The sequence below is a fragment of the Mycolicibacterium agri genome (genome assembly GCF_002553505.1).
Lineage (GTDB): Bacteria > Actinomycetota > Actinomycetes > Mycobacteriales > Mycobacteriaceae > Mycobacterium > Mycobacterium agri.
Genome location: NZ_PDCP01000019.1, coordinates 21,561 through 46,104, shown reverse-complemented (window position 1 = coordinate 46,104; position 24,544 = coordinate 21,561). Strand labels below are relative to the sequence as shown.

The window sequence follows — 24,544 nt, the reverse complement described above, 5'->3', positions numbered from 1 at the left end:
GCGACGGTTTTGTGCCCCAAACCGTCGCCAGGTTCACAATCGAGGGCGCCAAGTACAGTCGGATGCGCGACTAGAGGAGGTACATGCCATGACGGCGATCGACGAGCGTGCGGAGGTGTCCGGACTCGCCACGCAGGCCGGCTGGCAGCACAGGGATGCCGACCGCGTCGATTACTACACCCGCCAACCGGACCGCGTCCGCATCGTGTGGCAAGGCAACGAGAAGATCAGCGGTGGGGTGCTCTACAAGGACGGCGTGCTGATGGCGCTGACCAGGGATCTGAACACGATCAGGAGCTGGCTCAAGCGCTGAGCGCAGACCTGATGCCGATGCCGGCCGAACACACCGCAGACAAGTACAAGTACTTCGTCCCCATCACCACGCGGTGGATGGACAACGACGTCTACGGCCACGTCAACAACGTCACGTACTACAGCTACTTCGACACCGTCGCGAACCACTACCTGATCGCCGAAGGCGGCCTGGACATCCACACCTCGGACGTCATCGCGCTGGTGGTGGAATCGCACTGCTCGTATCGGGCTCCGGTGGCCTACCCGCAGACCCTGCAGGCCGGCCTGCGGGTGGACCGGCTGTCGCAGCGGTCGGTCACCTACGGCACCGCGATCTTCGACGGCGTCGACGACGAGGCCGTCGCGCACGGGTCATTCGTGCACGTCTTCGTTGACCGGGACACCCGCAAAGCCGTTGCCATCCCGGACCCGATCCGCGAGGCGCTTGCAGCGCTCACACCCGACGGGTGACGGCTACACCGCGACCGAGATCTTGAAGATCAGCCTGGTCAGCGCGCCGAACGCACCATGGCTGCCGATGTAGAGGCGCTTGGTGTCATAGCCCGCGACGTCCTTCATCGTCTCCGCGCCGAACCGGGCAGGCGCATCGCCGTCGACAACGAAGACGTCGGCGCCGAGCAGCGCGTGCCGAACGCCCATCCGCTCCTCGCCGGCGGCCGTGGCGACAAGCTCGCCGACGGTGCGGTCGCCGCCGGATTCGGGCACCGCGAGACAGCGGACCCCGTGCGCATCGAGATGGCGCTTGAGCTCGTCGAGTGTCGCCTCGGCGCCCACCACCAGGCTGAGATTGCCGAGGTTGACACTGATCTCGCGGTCTCCGCCCGCGGTGAGCGCTGTAGCGGGATCCGGTGCCAAGCCCCCTGTCAGCGCAGCGCGCACGCTGGCGGCGAACGCCGGCGTGGCCGGTTCGTCGGCGGCAGGTTCGGGCAACATGACGCCGGGGTTGAGCAGCCCCGCGGGATCGAACGCGTTCTTGATCGACCGTTGGGCGGCGATCTCCACGGGGGTGAAGCGCTTGGTCATGAATTGGACCTTCTCCGTGCCGACGCCATGCTCCCCGGTAATCGTCCCGCCCAATTCCAATGCAGCCTCGACGATTTCGTTGTTCGCAGCCTCCAACGCCGCGGCGGCCTTCGGATTGTCCTTGTCGTAGAAGGTGGTTGGGTGCAGGTCCCCGTCGCCGGCGTGGCCGCACACCGAGATGAACAGCAGTCGGTCGGAATGGCGGGCGGCGACGGCCTGAATCGCCGCCTGCATCTCGGGAATACGATCGCGGGGGACGGTGACGTCGCCGATGAAGAATCCCTTGCCGCTCTGCACCACCGAGTCCGGGGCGTGCAGCCGGCCATACCACAGGGCCGCGCGCGCCTTCTCGTCCTCGGCGACCCGGACCTCCGTGGCCCGTTCGCGCAGCACTCGTTCCACCGTCGCCTGGTCGCGCGCCACCTCGGTGGCCGAGCCGTCAACGTCGATCAGCACTATCGAGTCGGCGTCCAGCGGATAGCCGGTGTCGTAGAACTGCTGCAGCCCGGCGATCCCGTCGCGGTCAAGCCATTCCACGGCCGCAGGCACGACACCGGTGGCGATGATCGCGGCGATGGTGTCGGCGGCCTCACGTGCGGTGGCGAACGCGCCCATCAGGCTGTGCGTGACCGGGGCGATCGGACGCAGCGCGACGGTCACCTCGGTGACGATGCCGAGGGTGCCCTCGGAGCCGATGAGGACACCGAGCAGGTCCGGGCCGTCATGGTCGGCGCTGAAGGTGACGGTCGAACCGTCGGGCAGCACGACGTCTGCGGACACGATGTGGTTGTAGGTGACGCCGTACTTCAATGCGTGTGGGCCGCCTGCGTTTTCGATGACATTGCCGCCCACCGTCGCCAGATGCGCCGACACCGGGTCGGGTGAGAAGCACAATCCGTGCGGAGCGAGACGGTCCTGCAGATCGGAGTTGACGACGCCGGGTTCGACGCGGGCCCGCCGTGCCTCGACGTCGATGTCGAGGATGCGGTTCAGACCTGAAAGGTCAAGCAGCACGCGGCCGTTGGCTGGCATCATCCCGCCCGAGCAGTTCGACGCGCCGCCGCGGGGAACGATCGGGATGCCGTATTCGGACGCGATGCGCATGATCGCGGCGATTTCGTCGCGATGGCGGGGTCGCAGCAGAAGTTCGGCGGTTCCCCCGACGCCCCAGAAGTCGTGGCCGCGGGCGACCAGGGTGGCGTCGTCGGTGATCACCTCACCGTGATCGGCGACGGCTGCGGTGAACTTCTCGATGGCGTCGCGGTCCAGGTGGGCGATCGTCGGGGCGGTCGGGATGGACATGTCATGGTCTCCTTCAGGCGCTTCATGCGGTCCTGCAAGGCTCCCGTGATCCCGCGCTGATGTCGCCCACGCTGACCGCCAACCCGCGGGCACGCTGACCAGCAGTCGCCGCTGGGGGCTAGCTGCAATAGCGCGACGCGATCAGTCGACTTCCAGCGACCACGTGTCGGGCAGCCCGGTCACCTTGGCGGTCTGGCCTTCGGCGTCGATGACGACCGTGGTGTCGCCGACCGTCAGGTCCGTCAGCGTGACCCGGCCCCAGCTACTCGGCAGGCGCGGTGAGACGGTGAGCCGCCGGTTGGGCACGTCGGGCTGCAGCCCCAGGAAGCTCCGCACCAGCAGCAGGGGCGCTGCGCTGGCCCACGCCTGTGGCGAGCACGACGTCGGGTACGGCAGCGGGGTGCCGAACTGCGAGCGGGGAAAGCCGCAGAACAGCTCGGGCAGCCGGCCACCGAAAGCCGTTGCGGCGTCGATCAGTCCGTTCGCCAGCCGCTCGGCGAGCTCAACCGCGCCGGGCAGGTGCCGGTACCGCAGCAGGCCGGCGACCGCGATCGCGGTGTCGTGCGGCCACACCGACCCGTTGTGGTAGCTCATCGGGTTGTAGGCGCCCATGTCGCTGGCCAGGGTCCGCAGCCCGAAGCCGGTGTCCATGGTCGGATCGGCCAACCGCTCGATGATCGCCGCGGCGTGCTCGTCGGCCGCGATGCCCGCCCACAGGCAATGGCCCACGTTGCTGGTCAGCGCGTCGACGACCCGCTTGTCGCCGTCGAGGGCCACGGCGTAGTAGCCGCGGTCGGGCAGCCAGAACCGCTCAAAGAACCTCTCGCGCAGTCGCTCTGCCTCCTCGCGAAGCTCTTCGGCGGTGGCGGTGTCGCCCAGACCGTCGGCCAGATCGGCGCGTGCCCGCAGCGCGGCGTAGTGGTAGGCCTGCACCTCGCACAGCGCGATCGGCGGGTGGGCGAGTCGGCCCGCCGCGTCGTTGACGCCGTCGAAGCTGTCCTTCCAGCCCTGGTTGACCAGCCCGCGGTCGGTCATCCGCTGGTACTCGATGAAGCCGTCGCCGTCGCGGTCGCCGTACTCGCGTGCCCACCGCAGGGCGGCGTCCGCCGCCGGGAGCAGCGCGCGGATCTTGTCTGTGTCGGCGCCCCACCGCCAGGCCTCGCCCATCAACATCACGAACAGCGGGGTCGCGTCCACCGAGCCGTAATAGACGTTGCCGCCGAGGATGTCGCCGCTGTCGGGACCGCGGCGGATCTCGTGCATGATGCGGCCCGGCTGTTCCTCGGTGATCGGGTCGATGCGCCTACCCTGCGTCTCGGCCAGTTGTTGGAGAGTGCCAAGGGACAGGGCAACCTCCAGCGGCAACGCCATCCACGCGGTGAGCAGGCTGTCGCGACCGAACAGCGTCATGAACCACGGCGCACCAGCCGCCACAAAAGAGCGACCGGACCGATGCTCGTCGTGCATCAGCAGCGCTCCGATGTCGCTTTCGGTGCGCTGCAGCACCGCGGTCAGTTCGGGCAGGTCGGTGTCGATGTTGGTGGAGCTCTTGCGCCACCGCTCGATCTTGCGGCCCGGTCCGCTGCGCTCGGGCCGCTGCCCGCGCTGGAAGCGGGTCGACAACTTGCGATTACCCCACGTCGGCTGCGCGACGATCTCGGTCTGCCACTGCTGACGGGGTTCGATCACCACCCGCCACGTCAGCGCGCCCGCCGTGATGATCGGGTCGCTGGACGCGGTGATCGTCACGCCGCGGGTCGGCTCGCCGCGTTCCCGCAGCACCAATTCACCGTCGACCACCGAGATCTCGGCGCCGTTGCCCGCGGACCGGCCTTCCTTGACGGCGAACAAGTCGGCGAAGTCACCGTCGACGTGCAGCACGAGAGTGACCACGGTCGGCTCGCGGTCGAGGTTGTGCAGCGTGATGATCTCCCGCATGCCGTCGGCAACCAGCCGTTCCCGCGTGAGCAACAGCGTGCTGTCGGCCCGTCCCGGCACCGGTGCGCGCCGCGAGACGAACTGCCCGGTGAAGGCTTCCGGGGTCTGCGCCGACAGGGGTTCCGGGCTGACCCCGTCGACGGTCAGCTCCCACCGCGACAGAATGCGCGCATCCCGGAAGAACAGCCCGTGGGACCGGCCGGGGATGATGTCCCCGTGCCGGTCCGACAGGCAGAACGTCCCGCCCTCGACGAGGGTGACGGTGTCGCCCGCCGGGATATGGGCCGGCTCGCCGGCATTGAGCACACCCGCGCCGGGGATCATGCCGGCGCCTTCGAACGCGAGGTGGGCTCGGTGACCGATGTCGCTGGGACGGGCTCCGTCGGAACGGCGGTGCGACGCCGCAGCCACGACGCGGGCCTACGAGCCGCACGGCGGCCGACGACCTGGTAGTAGATCTGCTCGTAGCCCGAACCGAACTGCGTCACCGTGAAGTTGGACGCGACGTGGTGCCTGCACGCCGCAGGATCGATGTCGCGCGACGCCTCGATCGCGGCGGGCAACTCGTCGGGATGATCGCAGATGATGCCGGTGACGCCGTCGTCGATCACCTCGGGTACGGCCCCGCCGCGCAGCGCGACCACCGGTGTGCCACATGCCATGGCTTCGATCATGACGATTCCGAACGGCTCTTCCCACTGAATCGGGAACAGCACGCAGCGGGCGTTGGCCAGCAGGCGGCGCTTGCTCGTCGCGTCGGCCTCGCCGAAGACGGTGTCGCGGTCGGTCAGCAGCGGCGCGACCCGTTCCTCGAAGTAGGCCTTCTCGGCAGGTTCGTCGCACTTGCCCGCCAACACCAACGGCACGCCGGCCCGATGGGCGGCCTCCAGCGCCAGGTGCGCGCCCTTGTACGGCGCGTAGCGACCCAGGAACAGCGCGTAGTCCTGCTTCTCGCGCTTGAACGGCCAGTCCTCGATGCGTAAGGCGTTGTGCACCCGGCCGATCCAGTTGAGGTCCGGCGCCAGTTCGCGCTGCCGGTCACTGATCGCGATCAGCCCGGCGTCGGCGCCGAGGGTCTGATAGTAGGGCAGCAGGTCCTCGTCGAGGGGGCCGTGCACCGTGACGACGGTGGGCACTCCGAGATCGGCGTAGACCGCGGCGTTGAGGGGGCCGGCCATGGTGTGTTCGTGGACGATGTCGAGGCCTTCGGTGGCGGCCAGCTCTTCGATCGCCCGGCGCGTTTTGAGGGCGTGCATGATCTCGGGGTACGGCTGGCCGAGCCGGTCGCTCTGGATGTCGTCCCAGACGGGCACGAAGTCGGCGGCGGTGCCTGGCTTGCCGGCGCCGATGAGGGTCACGCGGTGGCCGCGCGCGACCAGGGAGTCGGCCAGATCGGCGACGACGGCTTCAGTTCCTCCGTAGGCCTGGGGCGGCACATCGAAGTACGGAGGGGCAACGAGGGCGATACGCAGGGGTTCCAAATCTGAGTTCTCAACGAAGTCGGTGTAATCCGTGCCGCTCACAACTCTCTCCTTCCCAACCAAGCAAGCAGCTTTAGCACTCTCACCATTCAAGTGCTAATTATCGCCAGATAACGAAAACCCCGCAACTCGGCTGGCAAACATGGCAGCGCTTGGCGGACAGTGGCTTCCGGTGACTTGGCCACGGCCGCGCATCTTCCGCACATCCCCTGGGCGCCGGCGTAGGTGCAACTGAGCTTTGGGCCACACCGCGGGCGTTGTCCGAGTTGCCGATCCGGCCCGCGGGTGCTACGGCGTCGAAAATCGAGCACGAACGACGCTGTGGCGACACCGATTTCGACCGCGATTTAGTTAATCAACATCATCGCGTTCAGTGGGCTTAGCGCCTGGTTATGGCGGTGGTGCGTGGACTCCGCAAACACTCCAGGAATGGCGTGGCGACTCAGATTGTTGACAATCCTACGGGCCGTCGTTAGGTTCTTCGAGCAGTCCGAGCCGTCGAATGCCCTGCACGTCGATGTGCGTGGCAACCGGCTGACGGCGCCATGATTGGAGCCGAGAGTGCCTCATGATCCGTCCAGGCGGCAACTGCTGCGCGGCATCGGGGCCATGGCCGTCGGCATCCCGCTCGCGGATTGGCTCTCCGGCTGCACCTTCACCGAGCCGGGGACAGGTGCACCCAAGGGCAGCGTGCTCGACCGCGGGCGACGGCAGGGCTATCTGCGCGTCGCCGTCTTCAACGAGCCTCCGTACACCAAGCTCGAGGTGGACGGCACCGTGACCGGTGCCGAGCCGGACGTGTTGCGGGCGGTGCTGCAACAGCTCGGGATCGGCGATATCCGGGGCGCGAGGATCGAGTACGACGCGATGATCCCCGCGCTGAAGTCCGGACAGGTCGACGTGATCGCCGCCGGGCTGTTCATGAAGCAGTCGCGGTGCGCCGAGGTGGCCTATACCGAGCCGGTGATCGTGTCGACCGAATCGTTCGCCGTGCCGCCGGGCAACCCCCAGAACATCACCACGATCCAAGTCGTCCTCGACAACCCCGCGTTGAAGATCGCCGTGCTGCCGGGCGGTTTCGAGGAGGGCATCCTCATCGCCGCCAATGTGCCGCAGTCGCAACGGGTCATCGTCCGCGACAACGTCAGCGGCGTCGAGGCGCTTGCCGCGGGTCGGGTCAACGCCTTCCTGCTGCCCACCTTGTCGCTGCGCGGAATGGCCGAGGTGAACAAGAGTTTTGAGGTCACCGACCCGATCGAAGACGCACCCGCAACGGGTTCGGGCGCCGCATTCGAGAAGTCGCAAACCGACGATGTCGCGAAGTACAACCAAGTGCTCGCCGAGTTCAAGGAAGGCCAGGAGTTCGCCGACATCATGCAGAAGTGGGGCTTCGACGCCGACGCGGCGCTCGGGGTCACGGCGGAAGAACTCTGTAAGGCAGAGGGGTAGAGCCAGAGCCGATGACCCAGCTACTCGAGTACCAAGGCTTGCTGTGGGAAGGGCTTCGGACGACGGTCGTGGTGACCATCTTCGGCATCCTGATCGCCGTCGTCGTGGCATTCATCGTCGGCTTCATGCGGCTCTCGCGGCACTGGATCCTGCGTGCCCCGGCGTATGTGTTCGTTGAGTTCTTCCGCGGCACCTCGATCCTGGTCCAACTGGCGTGGGTGGTGTACGCGCTGCCGTTCCTCGGTGTGCGCTTCACCGACAACCTCGTCGCAGGCATCGTCGTTCTCGGCCTGAACGAAGGAGCGTACGCCGCTGAGATCGTCCGCGGCGCAATCGCATCCCGGCCGCGCGGCCAGACCGAGGCGGCTGTCGCGCTCGGCCTGAAACCCTTGCAGCGGATGCGCCGCATCCTGGTGCCGCAGTCGATCCCGGTGATGTTGCCTTCGTTTGGCAACGTCGCCGTCGACCTGTTGAAAGCCACACCGCTGGTGTACTTCATCGGCGTCGCCGACTTCACGGCCAACGGCCTGGCCATTCGAACTGAAACCCAGGACACCACAACGATTCTGCTCACGCTGCTGGTCGTCTACTTCATCCTCGCGCTGATTCTCGCCGCAATCACACGCTGGCTCGAGAACCGGTTCGCCCTAGAGCATCGACGCAATCCGCTCTTCCGCCCGTTGATCGGCAGCACATCATGACAACCACCTACCTCGCCGCACAGATCTGGGACAACCAGTTCGCGCTCGAGATCTTCCCCAGAATGCTCGACGCATTCTGGCTCACCATCCGGCTCACGATCGTCGGCATGGTCATAGCGCTGGTGCTGGGTCTCTTCGTCGCCGTGATCCGCTATCCCCGTATTCCCGTGGTGTCACAGCTGTTCGATTTCTACGTGCTGTTCATCCGCGGCACACCGTTGCTGGTGCAGATCTTCGCGGTGTACTTCATCCTGCCCGAGTACGGCATCACGCTGTCCAACTTCACCGCGGGCGTGCTTGTGCTCGGCATCAACTACAGCGCCTACACCGCAGAGGTCTATCGCGCAGGCATCGAGGCGCTGCCGAAGGGGCAGTGGGAGGCGGCGACGGCGTTGAACCTGTCCCGTGCGCGAACGTGGGCCAAAATCGTTCTTCCGCAGTCGATCGCGATGATCATCCCGGTCCTGGGGAACTACCTGATCCAGATGTTCAAGGACACGGCGCTGTTGTATGCGATCGGCACGCTGGAGGTGCTGACGACGGCCCGTTCGATCGGGCAGAGCACCGGGCAGTTCCTCGAACCACTCACGATCGCCGGCTTGATGTACCTGATCATCAGCTACATCTCTTCGCTCGGGATCAGGCAGATGGAGCGGCGCTATGCACCGGCTCATTGACCTCATTGACGCGCGCGTACGTAGGAATTGGAAGGTCCGATGATCAGATTCGAAAACGTCAGCAAGAGCTGGGGCAACAACCACGTGCTGCGCTCGCTCAACTTCGAAGTCGCTCGCGGCGAGAAGGTTTCGATCATCGGGCCGTCGGGCTCTGGCAAAACCACCATTCTGCGCATCCTGATGACGCTGGAGACACCCGACGACGGGTTGGTGACGATCGACGACGAAACGCTGTGGGACGCCCGCGACGGCAGGAAGTGCAAGGAAACCAAGCAGCTGCGCGAAACGCGGCGCAAGGTCGGCATGGTCTTCCAGCAGTTCAACCTGTTCCCGCACATGACCGCGTTCGAGAACATCATCGAAGCGCCGATGCACGTGCTGGGGATGTCGAAGGAGGAGGCGGGAAAGCGTGCCCGCGACCTGCTGGAGATGGTCGGACTGAGTGAGCACGCAGATCACAAGCCGCACAAGCTTTCCGGTGGTCAACAGCAGCGGGTCGCTATCGCGCGCGCGATGGCGATGCGGCCCTCCATACTTCTGTTCGACGAGCCGACGTCAGCGTTGGATCCGGAGCTGATCGGCGACGTGCTGAACGTGATCCGCGACCTCGCCAACGACACCGACATGACGATGCTGATGGTGACCCATGAGATGCGCTTTGCCGAAGAGATCTCCGACCGGGTGGTGATGTTCGACTCGGGCACCGCGATCGAGACAGGGCCGCCCGAGCAGGTGCTGAGGAACCCGACGCACGAACGCACCCAGCGTTTCCTGCACGCCGTGCTCGATCGCTGACTCTCGTCCCTTCGCCCCTTTCGCCGAAACGGAAACCTCGCAGCAGAACTGCGAGAGGACGCCTGCGTGGATTCCGTCTCGCGGGAGGTGCGGGGATTCGGGGGAGGTGCGGGCACTCGCGGGGAGGTGCGGGGGTTCGGCGACGATCGACGCCCTGCCCGCCGCCGCGAACCGGCCCGAGCCTCAGGTGTGAGCGGGCGTATTCGCGAAGTGGTCGACGATCGCCTGGCAGAACGCGGTCAGGTCCTTCGGCGAGCGACTCGTGATGAGGTTGCCGTCGATGCACACCGGCTGGTCGACGACGTTGGCGCCGGCGTTGCGCAGGTCGGTGCGGATGCTGGGATACGACGTCACGGTGCGGCCGCGGACGACGTCGGCCTCGACCAGGGTCCACGGCCCATGGCAGATCGCGGCGACCGGCTTGCCCGACCGCACGAACTCCCCGACGAAGCGCATCGCGGCCTCGTCCTTCCTGAGCTTGTCCGGGTTGACGGTGCCGCCGGGCAGCACCAAGCCGTCGTACTCGTCGACACGCGCATCGTCGACCGCGCGGTCGACCTCAAAGGTTCCGGCCGGTTCGAGGTCGTGGTTGCGGGCCTGGATCTCGCCGGTTTGAAGCGACAGCAACTCGACCTGACCGCCTGCGTCCAGGATGGCGGCGCGGGGCTGCTCGAGCTCGACCTTCTCCACGCCGTCGGCGGCGAGGAAAGCGATTCTGCGGCCTTGCAATTCGTTGGGCATATGTAGTCCTCCTTGACGCAGTCAGGACTACCCGCGCAGACCCCGCGGCAATCACCTCGATGCAGGCAGTGCACCGGTCAGCTTCGACGGCCTGGCCCACAGCGTCACCGCCACGCACAGCGCCGCCGCCAGCGCGAAGGCCGCCGCCACCCCCAGCGTGTCGGCGGTGCCGCCGAGCAGTGCCGCGGCGATCGGGCGCGACCCGAGGAAGCCGACCAGCCACAGCGCCATGATGCGGCCGCGCAGCTCCTCCGGTGCGCGTTCCTGCACCACCGTGCCGAGCCCGGTCATCGCCCAGCCGAACCCGAGGCCGGCCAGGCCGAAGCCCGCGATCGCCACCGCGGGCACCGGCGCCAGCGCCAGGGTCGCGCAGCCGGCGCCGAGCCCGGCCAGCCCGAACGCCGACACCCTCGCCGACGCCATGCGGCCACGCATCATCGCCAGCGCCGCCATGCCGACCGCGGCCCCGACGCCGAAGACCGCGGACAACGTCCCGACCAGGCCGGCGCCGCCGCCCAGGGCGTCGGCCATCGACGGGGCCAACGTGATCGAGGAATCCGACGCCAAGCCGACGGTGCTGACGGCGATCAACGCCAGCAGTAGCGGCCGGTCGCGCCACACGTAGCTGAGCGCGACGCGGACTCGGTAGTCGGTTTCGGGGTGGCGAGGCGGCGGCGCCGGGAACCGCACGACGATCAGGAACACCGCGAACACCGTGTGCAGCACGGTGCTGGCGGCGAATGCGGACGCCGCCCCGAGATGGGCGGCCAGATAGGCGCCCGCGGCCGGGCCGACGATGCGCCCGATCGTCATCGGGATGCTGTTGAGCGCCATCGCCGTCGACAGCTCCCCGTCGCGGATGAGGTTCGGCACGATCGACTGCATCGCGGGACCGCCCACCACGAAACCGAAGCCGACCAGCAGCGTCCCGACGAGCACCGGGACCGCGGCGGCCATGCCGGCCTGTGTCGGTTCGAGGAAGAGCCACAGCGCCGCGCACCCGGAACCGGCCACACACAGCAGCCTGCCCACCAGGATCTGCCGCGCCGGGTTCCCGGTGTCGGCCCACTTGCCGCTGGTCGGGCTGAGGATCAGCTGCGGCGCGAACTGCACCACGCCGACGAGCCCGACCATCAGTGCCGACTGCGTCGCGTCGTACATCACGATCGCGGCGACGATGCCGTGCGTCCACACCGCGATGACGGAGAAGATCTTGCCCCAGAACAACGCGCCGAACACCGGGTCGAACATCAACCCGAGCGCGCCGCGCGGCCGAGGCGGGGCGGTGGTCTGCGCGGTCATCGGCCCGCCGCCTTCAGCGACAGCCCGAGATTCCTCCCGCGCGGTGATGCCACAACCTACATGCATAGCGCATCTATGTGTATGCGACGAAATCGGCGGGGTCCGCCGGGGGTGTGGCTTTCGACACGACAGCCCGCTGGGGCGCTGGCATGCTCACTTCAACCGACTCCGCTGACCGAGGACCCGCCGCACATGAACGTTTTCGCGTGGAAATCCGGGCCGACTGCTTGCCGCGGGCGGTGGCGGCGCTGATTCTGGCCGCCGCGGACGTGCCGACGGTGTGACTGTTCGCTGCGCATCTGATGGTGCCGATGGAGGAGGAAGAGTGCCCGAATCAACTGTCGAAAGACTCATGCAGGCCAACCTGCTCGAGGTCTTCAACGAACGTGACGACGCCAAACGCCGCGCCACGGTCGAGCGCACGTATGCCGCGCAGGTCCGGTGGACGGACGACGAGGGCGTGACAACCGGACGAGACGAGCTTGAGGCGAAATGTGTTTCCCTGCAGAACAATTTGGGTGCTCTGCAATTCGTCGCCGACGGCTCGGTGCGTGAGCTTGCCGGTTTCGGGCAGCTGGCGTGGCAACTCGTCGACCCCGCCGACGGGCAGCCGCGCATGACGGGGTTCGACGTGGCGTTGATCGGCGACGGTGTCATCACCGATCTCTACACCGTGCTGATACCGCCGAGCTAGTTGCCGTGCGCACTCGCGGGTGAGACCGGCGCCACGGCGCGCGGCGAGCCCTGCGTTATCGCGTTGGCGGCGAAAGCTGCGGCCTGGTCGGCCATCCCGTTGTCCTTGTAGGCGCTGTGCGCGGCGCGGCTCAGGCCGCCGGGGGAGCAGATGGGGTCGCCGGGGGCACACAGTTCGAGTGTCTTGGGCGTGTACAGCGCGCCGATGGTGATCGGCGGCGCATTCCGGTCGACGAGGTTGAGAATGCCGTTGGACGGCTTGCCGAACAACACGACCGCTGCCACGTGCGAGGCGATTTCGGGAGGCATCGGCCCGGTGATGCCCGGAGGCAGCGCCATCCCGGCGGGAATGGTGTCGGTGGTGGTGTAGGCGGCGACGGCCGCGCCCTGCGAGTAGCCGCCGAGCACGATCTTGGTGTTCGGGCAGGTGTTGGCGATCGCCTGAATCTTGTTGCTGGCGTCGGCGATTCCGTTGGCGGCCGCGCCGAAGTCCAGCGATGCGGGGTAGTTCACCGGGTAGACGTCGACAGACTCGCCGGACTCGCCGCCCAGCCGCGCGGTGAGCGCGTCGACGAACGCCTGGCCGGTCACGCCGACACCTGGCGCTTCGAATGTGCCGCGCGCGAACACCACTTCCACATCCGGACACGACGGGTCCGCTGCCGCGGCGGCCACGCCGGAGGCCTGCGGTCCGAGCAGTGCCGTTGCGGCCGCGACGGCGGCGCCAAGGCCACCGAGCATCCGCCGAACAGTGGAGACTTTCGATCCGGCACTGCGCTTCATAATCGGTTCCTTCCGCGGGCTCTTTTCGTCTGCGCTTAGACTCCCGCCCGCGGCGAAACCACACATCGACGCTGGCACCCCATCACCGCGGGGGACACCGGTCAGTGCCGTCTACCTGCTAGCAGGAACAGTCGATGAAACGCACAGCGGCCGCAAATCCATCCTTGTTCGCAGATTTCTCTGTCGCAGGGGCAGATCTCGCGGGTCGCCGGTGACTCCGGCCCCTAACGGATGACCTCTTGACCCCTCACCCAGTCGCGGGTGTGCGCTGTGTCACCTTCGTCTCCGAGTGCGGACAGAAGCGACTGTTCCTTGGCTTCGGGCAGTTTCGGCGGCAGCATCGGCGTGGCCGGATCGGCCAACGCTTCGATGACGAACGGACGATCGGCGGCGAACGCGTCGCGCCATGCGTCAGACACCTGTCCCGACTCGGTGATCCGTGCGCTGCCAAGGCCAAGCAGCTCGGCGTATGCGGCATAGGGAAACGACGGAACTCGTTGCGAGGCAGGATATCTCGGGTTTCCTTCCATCTCTCGCTGCTCCCATGAGACGTCGGCGAGGTCGGCGTTGTGCAGCACCAGGACGATGAACCGCGGATCGTTCCAGTCCCGCCATCGGTCGGCGATGGTGATCAGTTCGAGCAGCCCGCTCATCTGCATCGCCCCGTCACCGACAAGCGCCACGACCGGCCGTTGCGGCGCAGCCAGTTTCGCCGCGACACCGTACGGCAGCGCGCAGCCCATCGACGCGAGATACCCGGATATGTGTGCCGGCACATCCGGCGGCAACCGCAGGTGACGCGCATACCAGTAGGTGATCGAACCCACATCGACCGCGACTTGCGCGTCGGCGGGCAGATGTTGGGACAGCATGCGGACCACCATTTCCGGATTGGTGTGCGCCGTCGGATGTTCCGCGCGCTGCTGCGCCGTCTCCTCCCACTGCCGCTTCCACTGCGCGACCCGGTCCTGCCACCCCCTGTCGGTCTTGCGTGCCAGCAGCGGCATCAGGGCCGCAAGAGTCTCGCGAGCATCCCCGAGCAGCGGCACCTCGACCGGATACTTGGCGCCGATGACCCGCGATTCGATGTCGATCTGCACCGCCCTGGCCTGATCGGGCGCCGGATAGAATTCCGTCCACGGGTCGTTCGAGCCGACAATCAGCAACGTGTCGCAGCCGGCCATCAATTTCGCGCTGGCCACCGTCCCCAGATGTCCCATCACGCCGGTGTGCCACGGTTCGCCTTCGTCCAGCACCGGCTTGCCCAGCAGCGAGCAGGTTACGCCGGCACCGAGACCGTCGACGAGCTGATGCAGCTCCTGTTGCGCGCCTCCAGCGCCGCGGCCCACGAGCACCGCGACCCGTTCGCCCGCATTGAGGATCTGGGCCGCGCGGCCGAGGTCGTCGTCGGCGGGAACGCCCGGCCGCGGCCTGCCCATCACCGGCGCGGACGGAACGATCCCGTGGCTCTGCCCCAGTTCTGCCGGCATCTCGGCCTGCTGCACATCGTGCGGAATGATCAGGCACGTCGGTGTCGACGTGGCCACCGCGGTGCGCATCGCGTTGTCGACGGCCATCAACAGTTGGTCGGGTGCGAACACCGTCTGCACGTACTGGCCGCACACGTCCTTGAACAGCGCGTGCAAGTCGACCTCCTGCAGGTATCCGCTGCCCAGCGCCGTCGAGATCACCTGACCGACGACGGCGACGACGGGGCGGCGGTCCAACTTCGCGTCGTACAGCCCGGCGAGCAGATGAATCGCTCCCGGCCCCTGGGTCGCGACGCAAACTCCAACGCCGCCGGTGTATTTCGCGTGTCCGCATGCGGCGAACGCTGCGAGCTCCTCGTGGCGGGTGGAGACGAATTCGGGGTCTCCCGCGCGCTGGAACGCGCCGAGGATCGGGTTGATCCCGTCGCCGGCGTAGCCGAACACCCGCGTGGTACCCCACTCCCGCAGCCGCTTGACAAGTGCGTCAGAAACCAGATCGCTCATCGCCTCGGCGTACCCGAACGACGGCTGCTCAACCCCCGCCCGCGTGTGTGGCGTCCCCGCTCGACTCCTTCCTCGACCGGATTGCCTCGGCCAGCAGCGACGCGGTGTGACGGGGCGCGCAGTCTTCGGTGAGGTCACGGATCTGCGTGCGGCAGCTGAAGCCATCGGCGAGCACTACCGTGCCGTCGGCGGTTTGCCGCAATGCGGGCAGAAGCTTGGCCTCGGCGCAGGCGACGGACACGTCGTAATGTCCGCGCTCGAAGCCGAAGTTGCCCGCAAGGCCGCAGCAGCCGGCGTCCAGCACCCGGGTGCTCACCGCGGAGTCCGACAACAGTTGTTGCTCTTGGGTGTAGTGCAGAACGGCGTGCTGGTGGCAGTGCGGTTGGACCACCGCGCGCCCGCCGATGTGCGGCGGATGCCAATCGGGTGCGTTGCGGCGCAGGACCTCGCCGATCGTGAAGGTCTGCCCGGCCAGACGGTGAGCGTCCTCGTCACCGTCGAGCAGGTTGACGGCGTCGGCGCGGAACACCGCGGCGCAACTCGGTTCCAGCACGACGATCGGGGTGCCGGTGCGAAGCGCAGGTCGCAACGCCCGCAGCGTTCGGTGCAGCACGGCGCGCGCGACGCCGAGTTGGCCGGTCGAGATCCAGGTCAAACCGCAGCACAAGGCACCATTCGGCACGGTCACCGTGAATTCGGCGTCCTCCAACACCTCCGCGGCGTCCCGTGCGATGTCAGGGTCGAAGTTGTTGGTGAACGTGTCGGGCCACAGCACGACCGTGCCACGCCGGCCCGAAGGCCGTCGCTGCCGCCGCCACCAACGGGTGAATCGCTCCGAAGCGAAGTGCGGTAGTCGCCGATTCGGATCGATGCCGCCGAGTGCCTTGACGGCGGAGTCCAGTCCGCTGGTGTGTGCGACTGTGTTGACAGCGCGAGGTGCGGTGGCGGCCAACCGAGACCACAGTGGAAGCCATCCCATGGAGTAGTGCGACATCGGACGAAGCCGTCCGTGGTAGTGGTGATGAAGGAATTCGGCTTTGTACGTTGCCATGTCGACGCTAACCGGGCAGTCGCTCAGACACCCCTTGCAGGCCAGGCACAGGTCGAGTGCGTCGCGGACCTCGGCCGATCGCCAGCCGTCGGTGATGACGTCACCTTGGAGCATTTCGAACAGCAGCCGCGCCCGTCCGCGTGTGGAGTGATGTTCCTCCCCGGTGGCGCGGTAGCTCGGGCACATCACGCCCGACTCGTGGCCACGACACTTGCCGACCCCGACACATCGCGCTGCGGCGTGCGAGAACCGGTGTGCGTCCTCGGGATACGCGAACGCCGTTGCCGGTTCGATAGGCAGGTAGCCGGTGCCGAAGCGGAGGTTCTCATCGAGCCGGTAGGGTTTGACGACCTTTCCGGGGTTCATCCGGTTGCCCGGGTCGAACACCGCCTTGACCTTTTCGAATGCCTCGACCACCCGCTCTCCGAACATGATCGGCAGCAGTTCGCCACGTGATTGGCCGTCACCGTGCTCGCCGGACAGGGATCCGCCATAGTCGACGACGAGGTGCGCGGCGTCGACCACGAACCGTCGATATTTCGCGATTCCCTCGGCGGTGCGCATGTCGAACGGTATGCGGGTGTGCACGCAGCCCTGCCCGAAATGCCCGTAAAGCGAGGCGCTTCCGTAGTCGAAGCGATCCAGCAGCGCGCGGAAGTCTCGTAGATAATCGCCGAGGCGCTCCGGTGGAACAGCCGCGTCTTCCCACCCTTCGTGGGTTTCCGGTCCGGTGGGCGGGTAGGCCGTCGCGCCCAGGCCCGCTTCGCGCGCCGCCCACACCTGCCGCTTGTGCGCGGGATCATCGAGCATCGCGGACTCGCAGCGTGCCGATCTGTGCAGCGCGTGCACCATCGCCTTGGCCTTGTGGTCGGCGTCGTCTTGGTCGTCGCCGTCGACCTGCACCATGAGCCAGCCACGCCCCGGCGGCAGTTGGCGCAGCGCCTTCTCCGCCAGTCGTCGGGAATGCTCGAGTTCGACGAGACGGTGGTCGAGTCCCTCGAGCGCGGCTGGCTCATGTTCCAGCACGTGCGGGACGGCGTCGGCGGCCGCGGCGATGTCGTCGAAGCCGAGCAGCACCAGTGCGCTGGCGGCGGGCCTGCGGACGAGTGAGAGCTCGGCCCGGGTGATGGTCACGAGGGTGCTCTCGCTGCCCACCAACGCCTTGGCGAGATGAAAACCATTCTCGGGCAGCAGGTTATCGAGATTGTATCCCGAGACTCGGCGCGGGATGTCGGGGTAGCGGGCACGCACGTCGTCACCGTATTCCTTGACGAGGGTGTGCAGGTCTCGATAGATGCCCGCCCAGCGTCCGCCGGAGCGGACAGTCCTATAGAATTCGGCATCGTCGGTGTCGTGAATCCAGCGCCACATGCCGTCATAGGTGACGATCTGCAGCGCCCGGACTGAATCGGCCATCTTCCCGTAGGCCTGTGCGGTGGAACCGCACGAATTGTTCCCGATCATGCCGCCGATCGTGCAACTGACATGAGTCGACGGTTTGGGGCCGACCATCCAGCCGCTCGGTGCAAGTGCGTCATTCAAGGCGTCAAGCTTGATCCCCGGTTCCACGACAACCGAGCCGGCTCGCGCGTCGAAAGCATCGATGCGTGTGCAGTACTTGCTCCAATCGAACACGACGGCTGTGTTGCAGCACTGTCCGGCCAGGCTGGTGCCTCCCCCGCGGGACAACACCGGCACGTCGTGTTCACGACACACCGCTATGGCGGCGACGACGTCGTCGGGCGTCCGCGGCACCACCACACCGATGGGCACCTGTCGGTAATTCGACGCGTCGGTCGAGTATGCGGCGCGTGAGCCGGGATCGAACCGCACTTCACCATCGACGCACCGAATCAGCTCGGCGGCAAGGTCCTTGAACAGCAACGCGGACGACTTCGTCATGGGTACCTCGGATATCAGCAGACGCGGTAGGGCGCCAGATCGGACTCACGCACGGTCAAGCCATGCCCCACCGCCGCGGGATCCAGGCACAGCAGCCCGCCGACCGGCAGCGAAGCGCCGTCGAAGTACCGTGTCTCGATGCGGGCGTGATCGTAGAACCATTCCAGGTGGCGGAAGTTCGGTGTTGCCGTCGCAATCGCGGCATGAAGCCACGGCGCGCAGTGCGCCGATATCTGGAGCCCATTGGCGGCGGCCAGGGCGGCCACACGTCGCCATTCCGTCAGCCCACCGCAGCGAGTCGCGTCGGCCTGTAGGCAATCCACCACGGGACAGAGTGCGATGAAGTCGGTTAACCGCCAGCCGTATTCGCCTGCGGTGACGTCGGCGGTGACGGCGTCCCGGACGGTCTTCATGCCGGCGGGGTCATCGGAGGAGACGGGCTCCTCCAGCCAGGTGACACCGATGTCGGCGACGGCGTGCATGACCCGGATCGCCTGTTTGGCGGTGTAGGCACCGTTGACGTCGACGTACAGATCCGCGGTGTCGCCTATCGCGGCGCGGGCCTGCCGCATCCGGGACATGTCGCGGTTGGTGCGTGTGCCCCATGCTTCACCGATCTTGATCTTGACGCGGGGAATACCTAGCCCATGTACCCAGCTCTCCAACTGAAGCCGCAACCGGTGGTGGTCATAGGTGGTGAAGCCGCCGCTGCCGTAGACCGGCACTTCGGTGTGGTCCGAGCCGAGCAAGAGGTGCAGGGGAGTCTCGAGCAGCCGCGCCTTGAGATCCCAGAGCGCGACGTCAACCGCCGAAAGTGCCTGCGCGCCAATACCTGTACGCCCCACATTCCGCAAGGCGCTCGTCATGGCCCGATGAGCCGCGCCGATCGCCATCGCGTCGGCGCCGAGGACATGTCGGGTGAGAAGATCGATGATGACATCGGCACAGCTGGCGTGGCCGTAGGTCCATCCGGTCCCGACGGTGTCGCCACATTGCGCCTGCGCGACCACCAGCGTGGTGTGGTCCCACGCCAGCGTGCCGTCGGCTTCGGGCCCATCGGTGGGAATCGTGTAGGCGGCGGCGTTCAGCCCGGTGACCGGCGCGGCACCGACCGCGCGAAAGTCGGTGGTCATGATCGACTGTGCGGCAGGAACTCCTGGGCCTTGGTCTTGATGCCCTCCTTGACGAAGCTCCAGCTGTCCTCGTCACCACCGAGTACGGCCGCTGCCGTGGACTTGGCCTGCTCGAACGTGGCGTGCGGTGGAATGGGCGGCATGTTGGGGTCGGTGTGCACATCGAGCACCGTCGGACGATCTGCCGACAGCGCCGCTTCCCACGCCGAACCCAGATCGGCGGTGTCGCGTACGGTCTGCCCCCGAAGCCCGAGGCTGCCGGCGAAGGCCGCGTAGTCGACGTCCGGGAGAGTCTGCGACTCAGCGAATTTCGGTGCTCCGCTCATCGCCCGCATCTCCCAGGTGACCTGGTTCAGATCGTTGTTGTGCAGGACGGCGATGACGAGGCGGGGATCCTCCCACTGCTCGTAATAGTGCTTGACGGTGATGAGCTCGGCCATGCCGTTCATTTGCATGGCACCGTCACCGACGAATGCGATCGCCGGACGGTCGGGATGGGCGAACTTCGCGCCGATGGCGTACGGCACGCCGGGTCCCATCGTGGCCAACGTGCCAGAGAGCGACCCCCGCATGCCCGACCGGAACTTCAACTGGCGCGCATACCAGTTGGCGGCCGATCCGGAGTCGGCGGTGACGATCACATCGTCAGGCAGCCGCGGCGACGCCTCGGCGAACAGCCGAAGCGGATTGATTGCCTCCGTGTCGACCAGCGCCTCCTTGTGCATCGTTTCCCACCAGCGCGCCACATTGGACTCGACGGTTTCCCGCCATGACCGCTCCGTCTTGCGCTGCAGATGTGGGATCAGCGCTTGCAGAGCGGCTTTCGCATCCGCGACGATGTTGATCTGGTACGGGTAACGCATGCCGATCAGGGTCGGGTCGAGGTCGATCTGGACGCTGCGAGCCTGGTCGAACGCGGGCAGGAACTGGGTGTAGGGAAAGCTGGATCCGACGGTGAGCAGGGTGTCGCAGTCGCGCATCAACTCATAGCTCGGCCGAGTGCCGAGCAGGCCGATGGACCCGGTCACCCAGGGCAGCTCATCGGAGAGCACGTCCTTGCCCAGCAGGGCCTTGGCCGCGCCCGCGCCGAGTAGCTCCGCTACCTCGGCCAGTTCGGCATCCGCGCCGCGTGCGCCGTTACCCACGAGCATGGCGACCTTCGTGCCGGAGTTCAACAGGTCGGCGGCCCGCCGGATCGCGGCGTCGTCCGGAGTGATTGCAGGCCAGTCGACGCCGATACTCGACGGCACCATCTTGAACGCGTGCTGCGGCGGGCTGTACTCGAGCTCCTGAACATCGGCGGGAATGATCAATGCCGTTGGCGCACGGCGCGCCACAGCCGTGCGGATAGCCCGGTCGAGCACATTGGGCAGCTGTTCAGGCACAGTCACCATCTGCACGTAGTCGGCGGCCACGTCCTTATAGAGAGCGAGCAGATCCACCTCTTGCTGGTAGGAGCCGCCCATCGCACTGCGGTTCGTCTGCCCGACGATCGCAACCACCGGCACGTGATCCAGCTTGGCGTCGTAAAGCCCGTTCAACAGGTGGATCGCACCAGGCCCAGACGTCGCCATGCAGACGCCGATGTCGCCGCTGAACTTCGCGTAGCCGACGGCTTCAAATGCGCTCATCTCCTCGTGACGAGACTGAACGAACTGGGGGTTGTTGTCCGCGCGTCCCCACGCGGCCAGCATCGCGTTGATTCCGTCTCCGGGATAGGCGAATACCCGCGATACACCCCAGGCGCGCAACCGGTCCAGCAGGAAGTCGGCGACTGTAGTCTCGGACATGTGAGGCTCCTTCTCCAGAAGTGTTCGGAGGCGGCGTCAATTCCTTCGTACGCTTCTATTTGCGCTATAGCAATTATTGCTATGTAACAATGAATATTCCGGGCGGTCGCGGCGGTATCGCCACACCGTGCCCTGCACGGCGTCGGGGCACAGCCACATCAGCAGTGCCAGGTTGACGGCGCCGAGGACGCCGAAGAACAGGATTTCCCCGGTGCCGAGTCCCAACAGGCTCGTGCCGTGCAGCACGGCGACGGAGCTGATGATGACCAGCATCATGGTCGCGGCGGCAGACACTGCGGTGAACAACACTGCCGTTGGTCGCCGAGAGGCAGCGAGGATGGCCACCATGCCGTAGAGCAGTACCATACTGCCGTGAGATAGTCTGGGCCACAGCACAAATCCCGATTGACGCCACACCAGCAGCGCTCCCGCGACGACATAACCGACACCCAGCGCCACCAGCAGCCACCGACCGCTGCGATAGCGCACGGGGTTCTCGCTGACCCGCACCAGGCCGTATGTGTCGAAGGCTTGGACAGCGTCGCGGTGTGACGTCACGGGAATTGTCCTCTGTTGCATGGTCAGTTCCCTGAGTGCAGGTTCTGGCGGCGTGCGCGAAAGCTCGTGGTCGTGTGGTGTCCGCTCAGCTGGCGCGCGCTGTTGATCAGACCGACCAGACTGAATGCCTGCGGCGTGTTCCCCAGCTGCTGTTCCGTATGGGGGTCGAACTCTTCGCTGAGCATTCCGACGTCATTGCGCAGGGAAAGCAGCCGTTCGAAGAGCGCCGTTGCCTCGTCGTGCCTCTTGATCCCGCACAGCGCGTCCACCAGCCAGAAGCTGCACGCGAGGAAGGCCCCCTCGCCGCCGGGCAGACCGTCGTCGGACTTCTCGGGTCGATACCGCAGCAGCAAGCCGTCCTGCGTGAGCTCGTCACGCATCGCCTCCACGGTGGCGATGATGCGGTAGTCAGTCCACGGCAGGAAGCCGACGCGCGGCATCAACAGCAACGCCGCATCGAGCTGATCCGAGCCGTAGGACTGCGTGAAACACCCACGCTCAGCGTTGAATCCGTGAGTGCACACGTCCTCGTGGATCCGGCGCGCCAATGACCGCCATTCGTAGAGTGGTCCGGGGAGGTGGTGGTGCTCGACGGTGCGTACCGCCCGATCGACCCCCGCCCACGCCATCACCTTCGAATGCACGTAGTGCCTTGCAGGCCCGCGCATCTCCCACAAGCTGTGATCGGGTCGAGTCCAGTTGCCCTCCAGGAAGTCGAGCAGGGCCCGTTGGATGTCCCACGCGGTATCGTCGCAGGGCAGGCCTGACTCCCGCGCCAAGTGCAACCCGTCGAGCACCTCTCCCCAGACGTCGAGTTGCAGTTGCGCGGCGGCCGCATTGCCGATGCGGACAGGGCCGGATTCCCGGTAGCCTGCCAGCCACGGTATCTCCGTCTCGGGGAGGCGGCGTCTGCCGTCGAGGCCGTACATGATCTGAAGATCGGAGGGATCGCCTGCCACCGCTCGAATCAGCCACTCCCGCCACGCGCGCGCCTCGTCGACGAACCCTGTGCCGAGAAGGGCTTGCAACGTGAAGGTGGCGTCGCGCAGCCAGCAGTATCGGTAGTCCCAGTTACGCGGCCCGCCGATCTGCTCCGGCAGGGAGGTGGTCGCGGCGGCGAGTATGCCGCCGGTCGGCGCGTAGGTCAGCGCCTTGAGCAGCATCAGGGACCGACGCACCTGGGCTTGCCAACGACCGGTGTAGCGGCACTGCGACATCCAGCGCTGCCACCATCGCTCGGTGTCGCGCAAGGCATCCTCGGCATCGACCGGATCCGGTGCGGGCAGATGGGACAGCTGATGAGTCAGCACGAACGGAATCCGTTGTCCCTGCGCCACTGTGAATTGGGCGAACGTGGTGAGATCGGCACCCCGCGTGCGTATCGGTGTACGCAGGTAGACCGCATCGGGTCCGGCGATGGCCGAAAGCCCGCCGTATCGTCGCCGCACCCACGGCACGACGTGGCCGTAGTCGAAACGCAGCCGAAGTGTCATCTCCATCGGCACGCAGCCGCTCACACCTTCGACGATGCGGACCACGTCGGCGGCGACACCGCGCGGCGGCATGAAGTCGATGAGCCTGACGCAGCCGTCCTCGGTGTCCCACTCGGTTTCGAGTATCAGCGCATCCTCGCGGTAGCGGCGGCGGGTCGACGCGCCCCCTGCGGCTGGTGCCACACACCAGCGGCCGGCATCGCGTCCACCGAGCAACGCGGCGAAACATGCCGGTGAATCGAAGCGGGGCAGGCACAGCCAGTCGATGGAACCGGCACGACTCACCAGCGCGGCCGTGTACAGGTCGCCCAGCAGGGCATAGTCCTCGATGTGCGCCACGATCAGTGCGCGTCGTCGAGGGTGATGACGACCTTCACGTCGTCGCGCTGCGATGTGAAGGCTTCCGCCGCCCGCTGCAACGGGACTCTGCGGGTGATCAGACTCGCCAACCAGTCCTTGTCGGCGTCGCCGAGCGCTTCGACGGCGCGCTGATAGTGACGGAGGTTGGCGTTGACCGATCCCACCACCGCGTCGTTCTCCAGCACCAGATCCCGGTTGATGGCGCCCGCGTCGATTCGCAACCGACGGCCGCCCGGCGAGACCCCCGTCAAGCACACGATTCCGTAGGTCGCGGTCGCTGCGATGGCTCCGAACACCACCGGACCAGCGCCCGTCGCCTCGATGACCACATCCGGTTCGAGGCGGGGCGCGACGTCGTCGATGTCGTCGTGGTGATACGTGGCGCCCAGCGCTTCGACGATGCCGGGCTTCGGTCCATCGGTGACGCGGTCGAGGATGTGCGTATCGAGGCCCTGCTGCACCGCGAGCAGTCCGGCGAGCAGGCCGATCGGTCCGGCACCGGTGACCAGTACGCGTTGCGGGTCGAAGTAGGCCCGCTCGCCGACCCGATACACCTGCTCCCAGGCCTTGGCGACCACCGTGGTCGGCTCCAGCAGCATGCCGACGTCGACCAGGTGAGGTGGCAGGGCGACCGCGAAATCGCTTTCGACGGTCCAGCGCTGGCTGCCGTAACCGTCACGTTCCTTGATCCCGCGTTCGGTGTAACGACCGTTGCGGCACATGTCGAACTCGCCGTGGGCACACGCCGCGCACGGAACCGGATCCGGCCTGCGCACCACTCCGACGACGAGGTCACCCTCATTGAAACCACTGTCGGGCGGTGCGGCGGCCACCCGACCGAGCGACTCGTGGCCCAGCACCAACCGGTCGTGGCCCGGCGGCGGCCAACCGTAGGAGCCCTCGACGATCTCCTTGTCAGTTCCGCAGACACCGACGGCCAAGCCGTCGATCAGGAGTTCCCCGGGCTTCGGTGCCGGGTCGTCAACGACGCCAACGTCCAATGAGTCAGCCGTGTTCGGCTGTACGGTCAAAGCCAACATGAACGAAGACTTGCCGGTCCGCA

Annotated in this window: 21 protein-coding genes; 8 read left to right on the top strand and 13 right to left on the bottom strand. The window is 66.7% G+C overall.

Going from position 1 to position 24,544, the window contains the following annotated elements:
* The first annotated feature begins 88 nt into the window (after window positions 1-88).
* Window positions 89-313: a hypothetical protein gene (locus tag CQY20_RS12730; RefSeq protein WP_097940444.1), complete on the top strand. Its 225-nt coding sequence runs from the start codon at window positions 89-91 to the stop codon at window positions 311-313.
* A gap of 17 nt (window positions 314-330) precedes the next feature.
* Window positions 331-765, top strand: coding sequence for an acyl-CoA thioesterase (locus tag CQY20_RS12725; protein ID WP_097940494.1), 435 nt, complete (start codon window positions 331-333; stop codon window positions 763-765).
* Between the two features lie 3 nt (window positions 766-768).
* Here CQY20_RS12725 and CQY20_RS12720 read toward each other — a convergent pair whose 3' ends face one another.
* The 3 genes from CQY20_RS12720 to CQY20_RS12710 form a co-directional block, all read right to left on the bottom strand.
* Window positions 769-2,640 carry an FAD-binding oxidoreductase gene (locus tag CQY20_RS12720; RefSeq protein ID WP_097940443.1) on the bottom strand — a complete coding sequence of 624 codons (1,872 nt, stop codon included), beginning with the start codon at window positions 2,638-2,640 and terminating at the stop codon, window positions 769-771.
* 141 nt (window positions 2,641-2,781) lie between these two features.
* Window positions 2,782-4,902, bottom strand: coding sequence for an amylo-alpha-1,6-glucosidase (locus tag CQY20_RS12715; protein WP_097940493.1), 2,121 nt, complete (start codon window positions 4,900-4,902; stop codon window positions 2,782-2,784).
* Entirely contained in the window at window positions 4,899-6,101 is a 1,203-nt protein-coding gene (locus tag CQY20_RS12710; RefSeq protein WP_097940442.1) for a glycosyltransferase family 4 protein, read from the bottom strand. Before CQY20_RS12710 ends, CQY20_RS12715 begins: the two co-directional genes overlap by 4 nt.
* A gap of 519 nt (window positions 6,102-6,620) precedes the next feature.
* On the opposite strand from CQY20_RS12710, the gene ehuB reads away from it, so the two are divergent.
* Genes ehuB through ehuA form a run of 4 tightly spaced genes read left to right on the top strand, consistent with a single transcriptional unit; the run spans window position 6,621 to window position 9,681 of the window.
* On the top strand, window positions 6,621-7,508 hold the full coding sequence (gene ehuB / locus CQY20_RS12705; RefSeq protein WP_234816225.1) for an ectoine/hydroxyectoine ABC transporter substrate-binding protein EhuB: 888 nt from the start codon (window positions 6,621-6,623) through the stop codon (window positions 7,506-7,508).
* Window positions 7,509-7,519: 11 nt separating this feature from the next.
* The gene (gene ehuC, locus CQY20_RS12700) at window positions 7,520-8,209 is read left to right on the top strand and encodes an ectoine/hydroxyectoine ABC transporter permease subunit EhuC (RefSeq protein ID WP_097940440.1); all 690 of its coding nucleotides are present in this window, start codon (window positions 7,520-7,522) and stop codon (window positions 8,207-8,209) included.
* Window positions 8,206-8,886 (top strand): ectoine/hydroxyectoine ABC transporter permease subunit EhuD, encoded by a 681-nt coding sequence (ehuD, locus tag CQY20_RS12695; protein WP_097940439.1) that lies wholly within the window; start codon window positions 8,206-8,208, stop codon window positions 8,884-8,886. The genes ehuC and ehuD overlap by 4 nt, the downstream gene beginning before the upstream one ends.
* 39 nt (window positions 8,887-8,925) lie before the next feature.
* A complete protein-coding gene (gene ehuA / locus CQY20_RS12690) occupies window positions 8,926-9,681 on the top strand; it encodes an ectoine/hydroxyectoine ABC transporter ATP-binding protein EhuA (protein ID WP_097940438.1) in 756 nt (251 codons plus the stop codon).
* A 183-nt stretch (window positions 9,682-9,864) separates the two neighbouring features.
* Here ehuA and CQY20_RS12685 read toward each other — a convergent pair whose 3' ends face one another.
* Together CQY20_RS12685 and CQY20_RS12680 are read right to left on the bottom strand one after the other, a co-directional pair.
* Window positions 9,865-10,422, bottom strand: coding sequence for a type 1 glutamine amidotransferase domain-containing protein (locus tag CQY20_RS12685; protein ID WP_097940437.1), 558 nt, complete (start codon window positions 10,420-10,422; stop codon window positions 9,865-9,867).
* A 51-nt stretch (window positions 10,423-10,473) separates the two neighbouring features.
* On the bottom strand, window positions 10,474-11,724 hold the full coding sequence (locus CQY20_RS12680; RefSeq protein ID WP_097940436.1) for an MFS transporter: 1,251 nt from the start codon (window positions 11,722-11,724) through the stop codon (window positions 10,474-10,476).
* A 149-nt stretch (window positions 11,725-11,873) separates the two neighbouring features.
* On the opposite strand from CQY20_RS12680, the gene CQY20_RS35925 reads away from it, so the two are divergent.
* Both CQY20_RS35925 and CQY20_RS12675 read left to right on the top strand, forming a co-directional pair.
* The gene (locus CQY20_RS35925; protein WP_272938808.1) at window positions 11,874-12,008 is read left to right on the top strand and encodes a hypothetical protein; all 135 of its coding nucleotides are present in this window, start codon (window positions 11,874-11,876) and stop codon (window positions 12,006-12,008) included.
* Window positions 12,009-12,049: 41 nt separating this feature from the next.
* Entirely contained in the window at window positions 12,050-12,418 is a 369-nt protein-coding gene (locus CQY20_RS12675) for a nuclear transport factor 2 family protein (protein WP_234816224.1), read from the top strand.
* Here CQY20_RS12675 and CQY20_RS12670 read toward each other — a convergent pair.
* From CQY20_RS12670 to CQY20_RS12635, 8 genes are all read right to left on the bottom strand, one after another.
* Window positions 12,415-13,200, bottom strand: a complete 786-nt coding sequence (locus tag CQY20_RS12670; RefSeq protein ID WP_097940434.1) for a cutinase family protein — start codon at window positions 13,198-13,200, stop codon at window positions 12,415-12,417. The two genes, CQY20_RS12675 and CQY20_RS12670, sit on opposite strands and share 4 nt — an antisense overlap.
* A 224-nt stretch (window positions 13,201-13,424) precedes the next feature.
* On the bottom strand, window positions 13,425-15,194 hold the full coding sequence (locus CQY20_RS12665; protein WP_097940433.1) for a thiamine pyrophosphate-requiring protein: 1,770 nt from the start codon (window positions 15,192-15,194) through the stop codon (window positions 13,425-13,427).
* Window positions 15,195-15,222: 28 nt separating this feature from the next.
* Window positions 15,223-18,147 carry an FAD-binding and (Fe-S)-binding domain-containing protein gene (locus tag CQY20_RS12660; RefSeq protein ID WP_097940432.1) on the bottom strand — a complete coding sequence of 975 codons (2,925 nt, stop codon included), beginning with the start codon at window positions 18,145-18,147 and terminating at the stop codon, window positions 15,223-15,225.
* Between the two features lie 14 nt (window positions 18,148-18,161).
* On the bottom strand, window positions 18,162-19,280 hold the full coding sequence (locus CQY20_RS12655; RefSeq protein WP_097940431.1) for an enolase C-terminal domain-like protein: 1,119 nt from the start codon (window positions 19,278-19,280) through the stop codon (window positions 18,162-18,164).
* Window positions 19,277-21,070, bottom strand: coding sequence for a thiamine pyrophosphate-requiring protein (locus CQY20_RS12650; RefSeq protein WP_097940430.1), 1,794 nt, complete (start codon window positions 21,068-21,070; stop codon window positions 19,277-19,279). Before CQY20_RS12650 ends, CQY20_RS12655 begins: the two co-directional genes overlap by 4 nt.
* 36 nt (window positions 21,071-21,106) lie before the next feature.
* Window positions 21,107-21,628 carry a hypothetical protein gene (locus CQY20_RS12645; RefSeq protein ID WP_097940429.1) on the bottom strand — a complete coding sequence of 174 codons (522 nt, stop codon included), beginning with the start codon at window positions 21,626-21,628 and terminating at the stop codon, window positions 21,107-21,109.
* A 23-nt stretch (window positions 21,629-21,651) separates the two neighbouring features.
* On the bottom strand, window positions 21,652-23,460 hold the full coding sequence (locus CQY20_RS12640) for a glycoside hydrolase family 15 protein (protein ID WP_097940428.1): 1,809 nt from the start codon (window positions 23,458-23,460) through the stop codon (window positions 21,652-21,654).
* Between the two features lie 2 nt (window positions 23,461-23,462).
* A complete protein-coding gene (locus CQY20_RS12635; RefSeq protein ID WP_234816223.1) occupies window positions 23,463-24,482 on the bottom strand; it encodes a glucose 1-dehydrogenase in 1,020 nt (339 codons plus the stop codon).
* Window positions 24,483-24,544: the final 62 nt, after the last annotated feature.

What these genes read in the sequence shown, in the direction of transcription:
- ehuD (WP_097940439.1), top strand. Translation starts at nt 8,206, where the DNA reads ATGACAACCACCTACCTCGCCGCACAGATCTGGGACAACCAGTTCGCG.
- CQY20_RS12730 (WP_097940444.1), top strand. Translation starts at nt 89, where the DNA reads ATGACGGCGATCGACGAGCGTGCGGAGGTGTCCGGACTCGCCACGCAG.
- CQY20_RS12725 (WP_097940494.1), top strand. Translation starts at nt 331, where the DNA reads ATGCCGGCCGAACACACCGCAGACAAGTACAAGTACTTCGTCCCCATC.
- CQY20_RS35925 (WP_272938808.1), top strand. Translation starts at nt 11,874, where the DNA reads ATGCTCACTTCAACCGACTCCGCTGACCGAGGACCCGCCGCACATGAA.
- CQY20_RS12685 (WP_097940437.1), bottom strand. Translation starts at nt 10,422, where the DNA reads ATGCCCAACGAATTGCAAGGCCGCAGAATCGCTTTCCTCGCCGCCGAC.
- CQY20_RS12650 (WP_097940430.1), bottom strand. Translation starts at nt 21,070, where the DNA reads ATGTCCGAGACTACAGTCGCCGACTTCCTGCTGGACCGGTTGCGCGCC.
- ehuC (WP_097940440.1), top strand. Translation starts at nt 7,520, where the DNA reads ATGACCCAGCTACTCGAGTACCAAGGCTTGCTGTGGGAAGGGCTTCGG.
- ehuA (WP_097940438.1), top strand. Translation starts at nt 8,926, where the DNA reads ATGATCAGATTCGAAAACGTCAGCAAGAGCTGGGGCAACAACCACGTG.
- CQY20_RS12660 (WP_097940432.1), bottom strand. Translation starts at nt 18,147, where the DNA reads ATGACGAAGTCGTCCGCGTTGCTGTTCAAGGACCTTGCCGCCGAGCTG.
- CQY20_RS12720 (WP_097940443.1), bottom strand. Translation starts at nt 2,640, where the DNA reads ATGTCCATCCCGACCGCCCCGACGATCGCCCACCTGGACCGCGACGCC.
- CQY20_RS12665 (WP_097940433.1), bottom strand. Translation starts at nt 15,194, where the DNA reads ATGAGCGATCTGGTTTCTGACGCACTTGTCAAGCGGCTGCGGGAGTGG.
- CQY20_RS12715 (WP_097940493.1), bottom strand. Translation starts at nt 4,902, where the DNA reads ATGATCCCCGGCGCGGGTGTGCTCAATGCCGGCGAGCCGGCCCATATC.
- CQY20_RS12680 (WP_097940436.1), bottom strand. Translation starts at nt 11,724, where the DNA reads ATGACCGCGCAGACCACCGCCCCGCCTCGGCCGCGCGGCGCGCTCGGG.
- CQY20_RS12670 (WP_097940434.1), bottom strand. Translation starts at nt 13,200, where the DNA reads ATGAAGCGCAGTGCCGGATCGAAAGTCTCCACTGTTCGGCGGATGCTC.
- CQY20_RS12655 (WP_097940431.1), bottom strand. Translation starts at nt 19,280, where the DNA reads ATGACCACCGACTTTCGCGCGGTCGGTGCCGCGCCGGTCACCGGGCTG.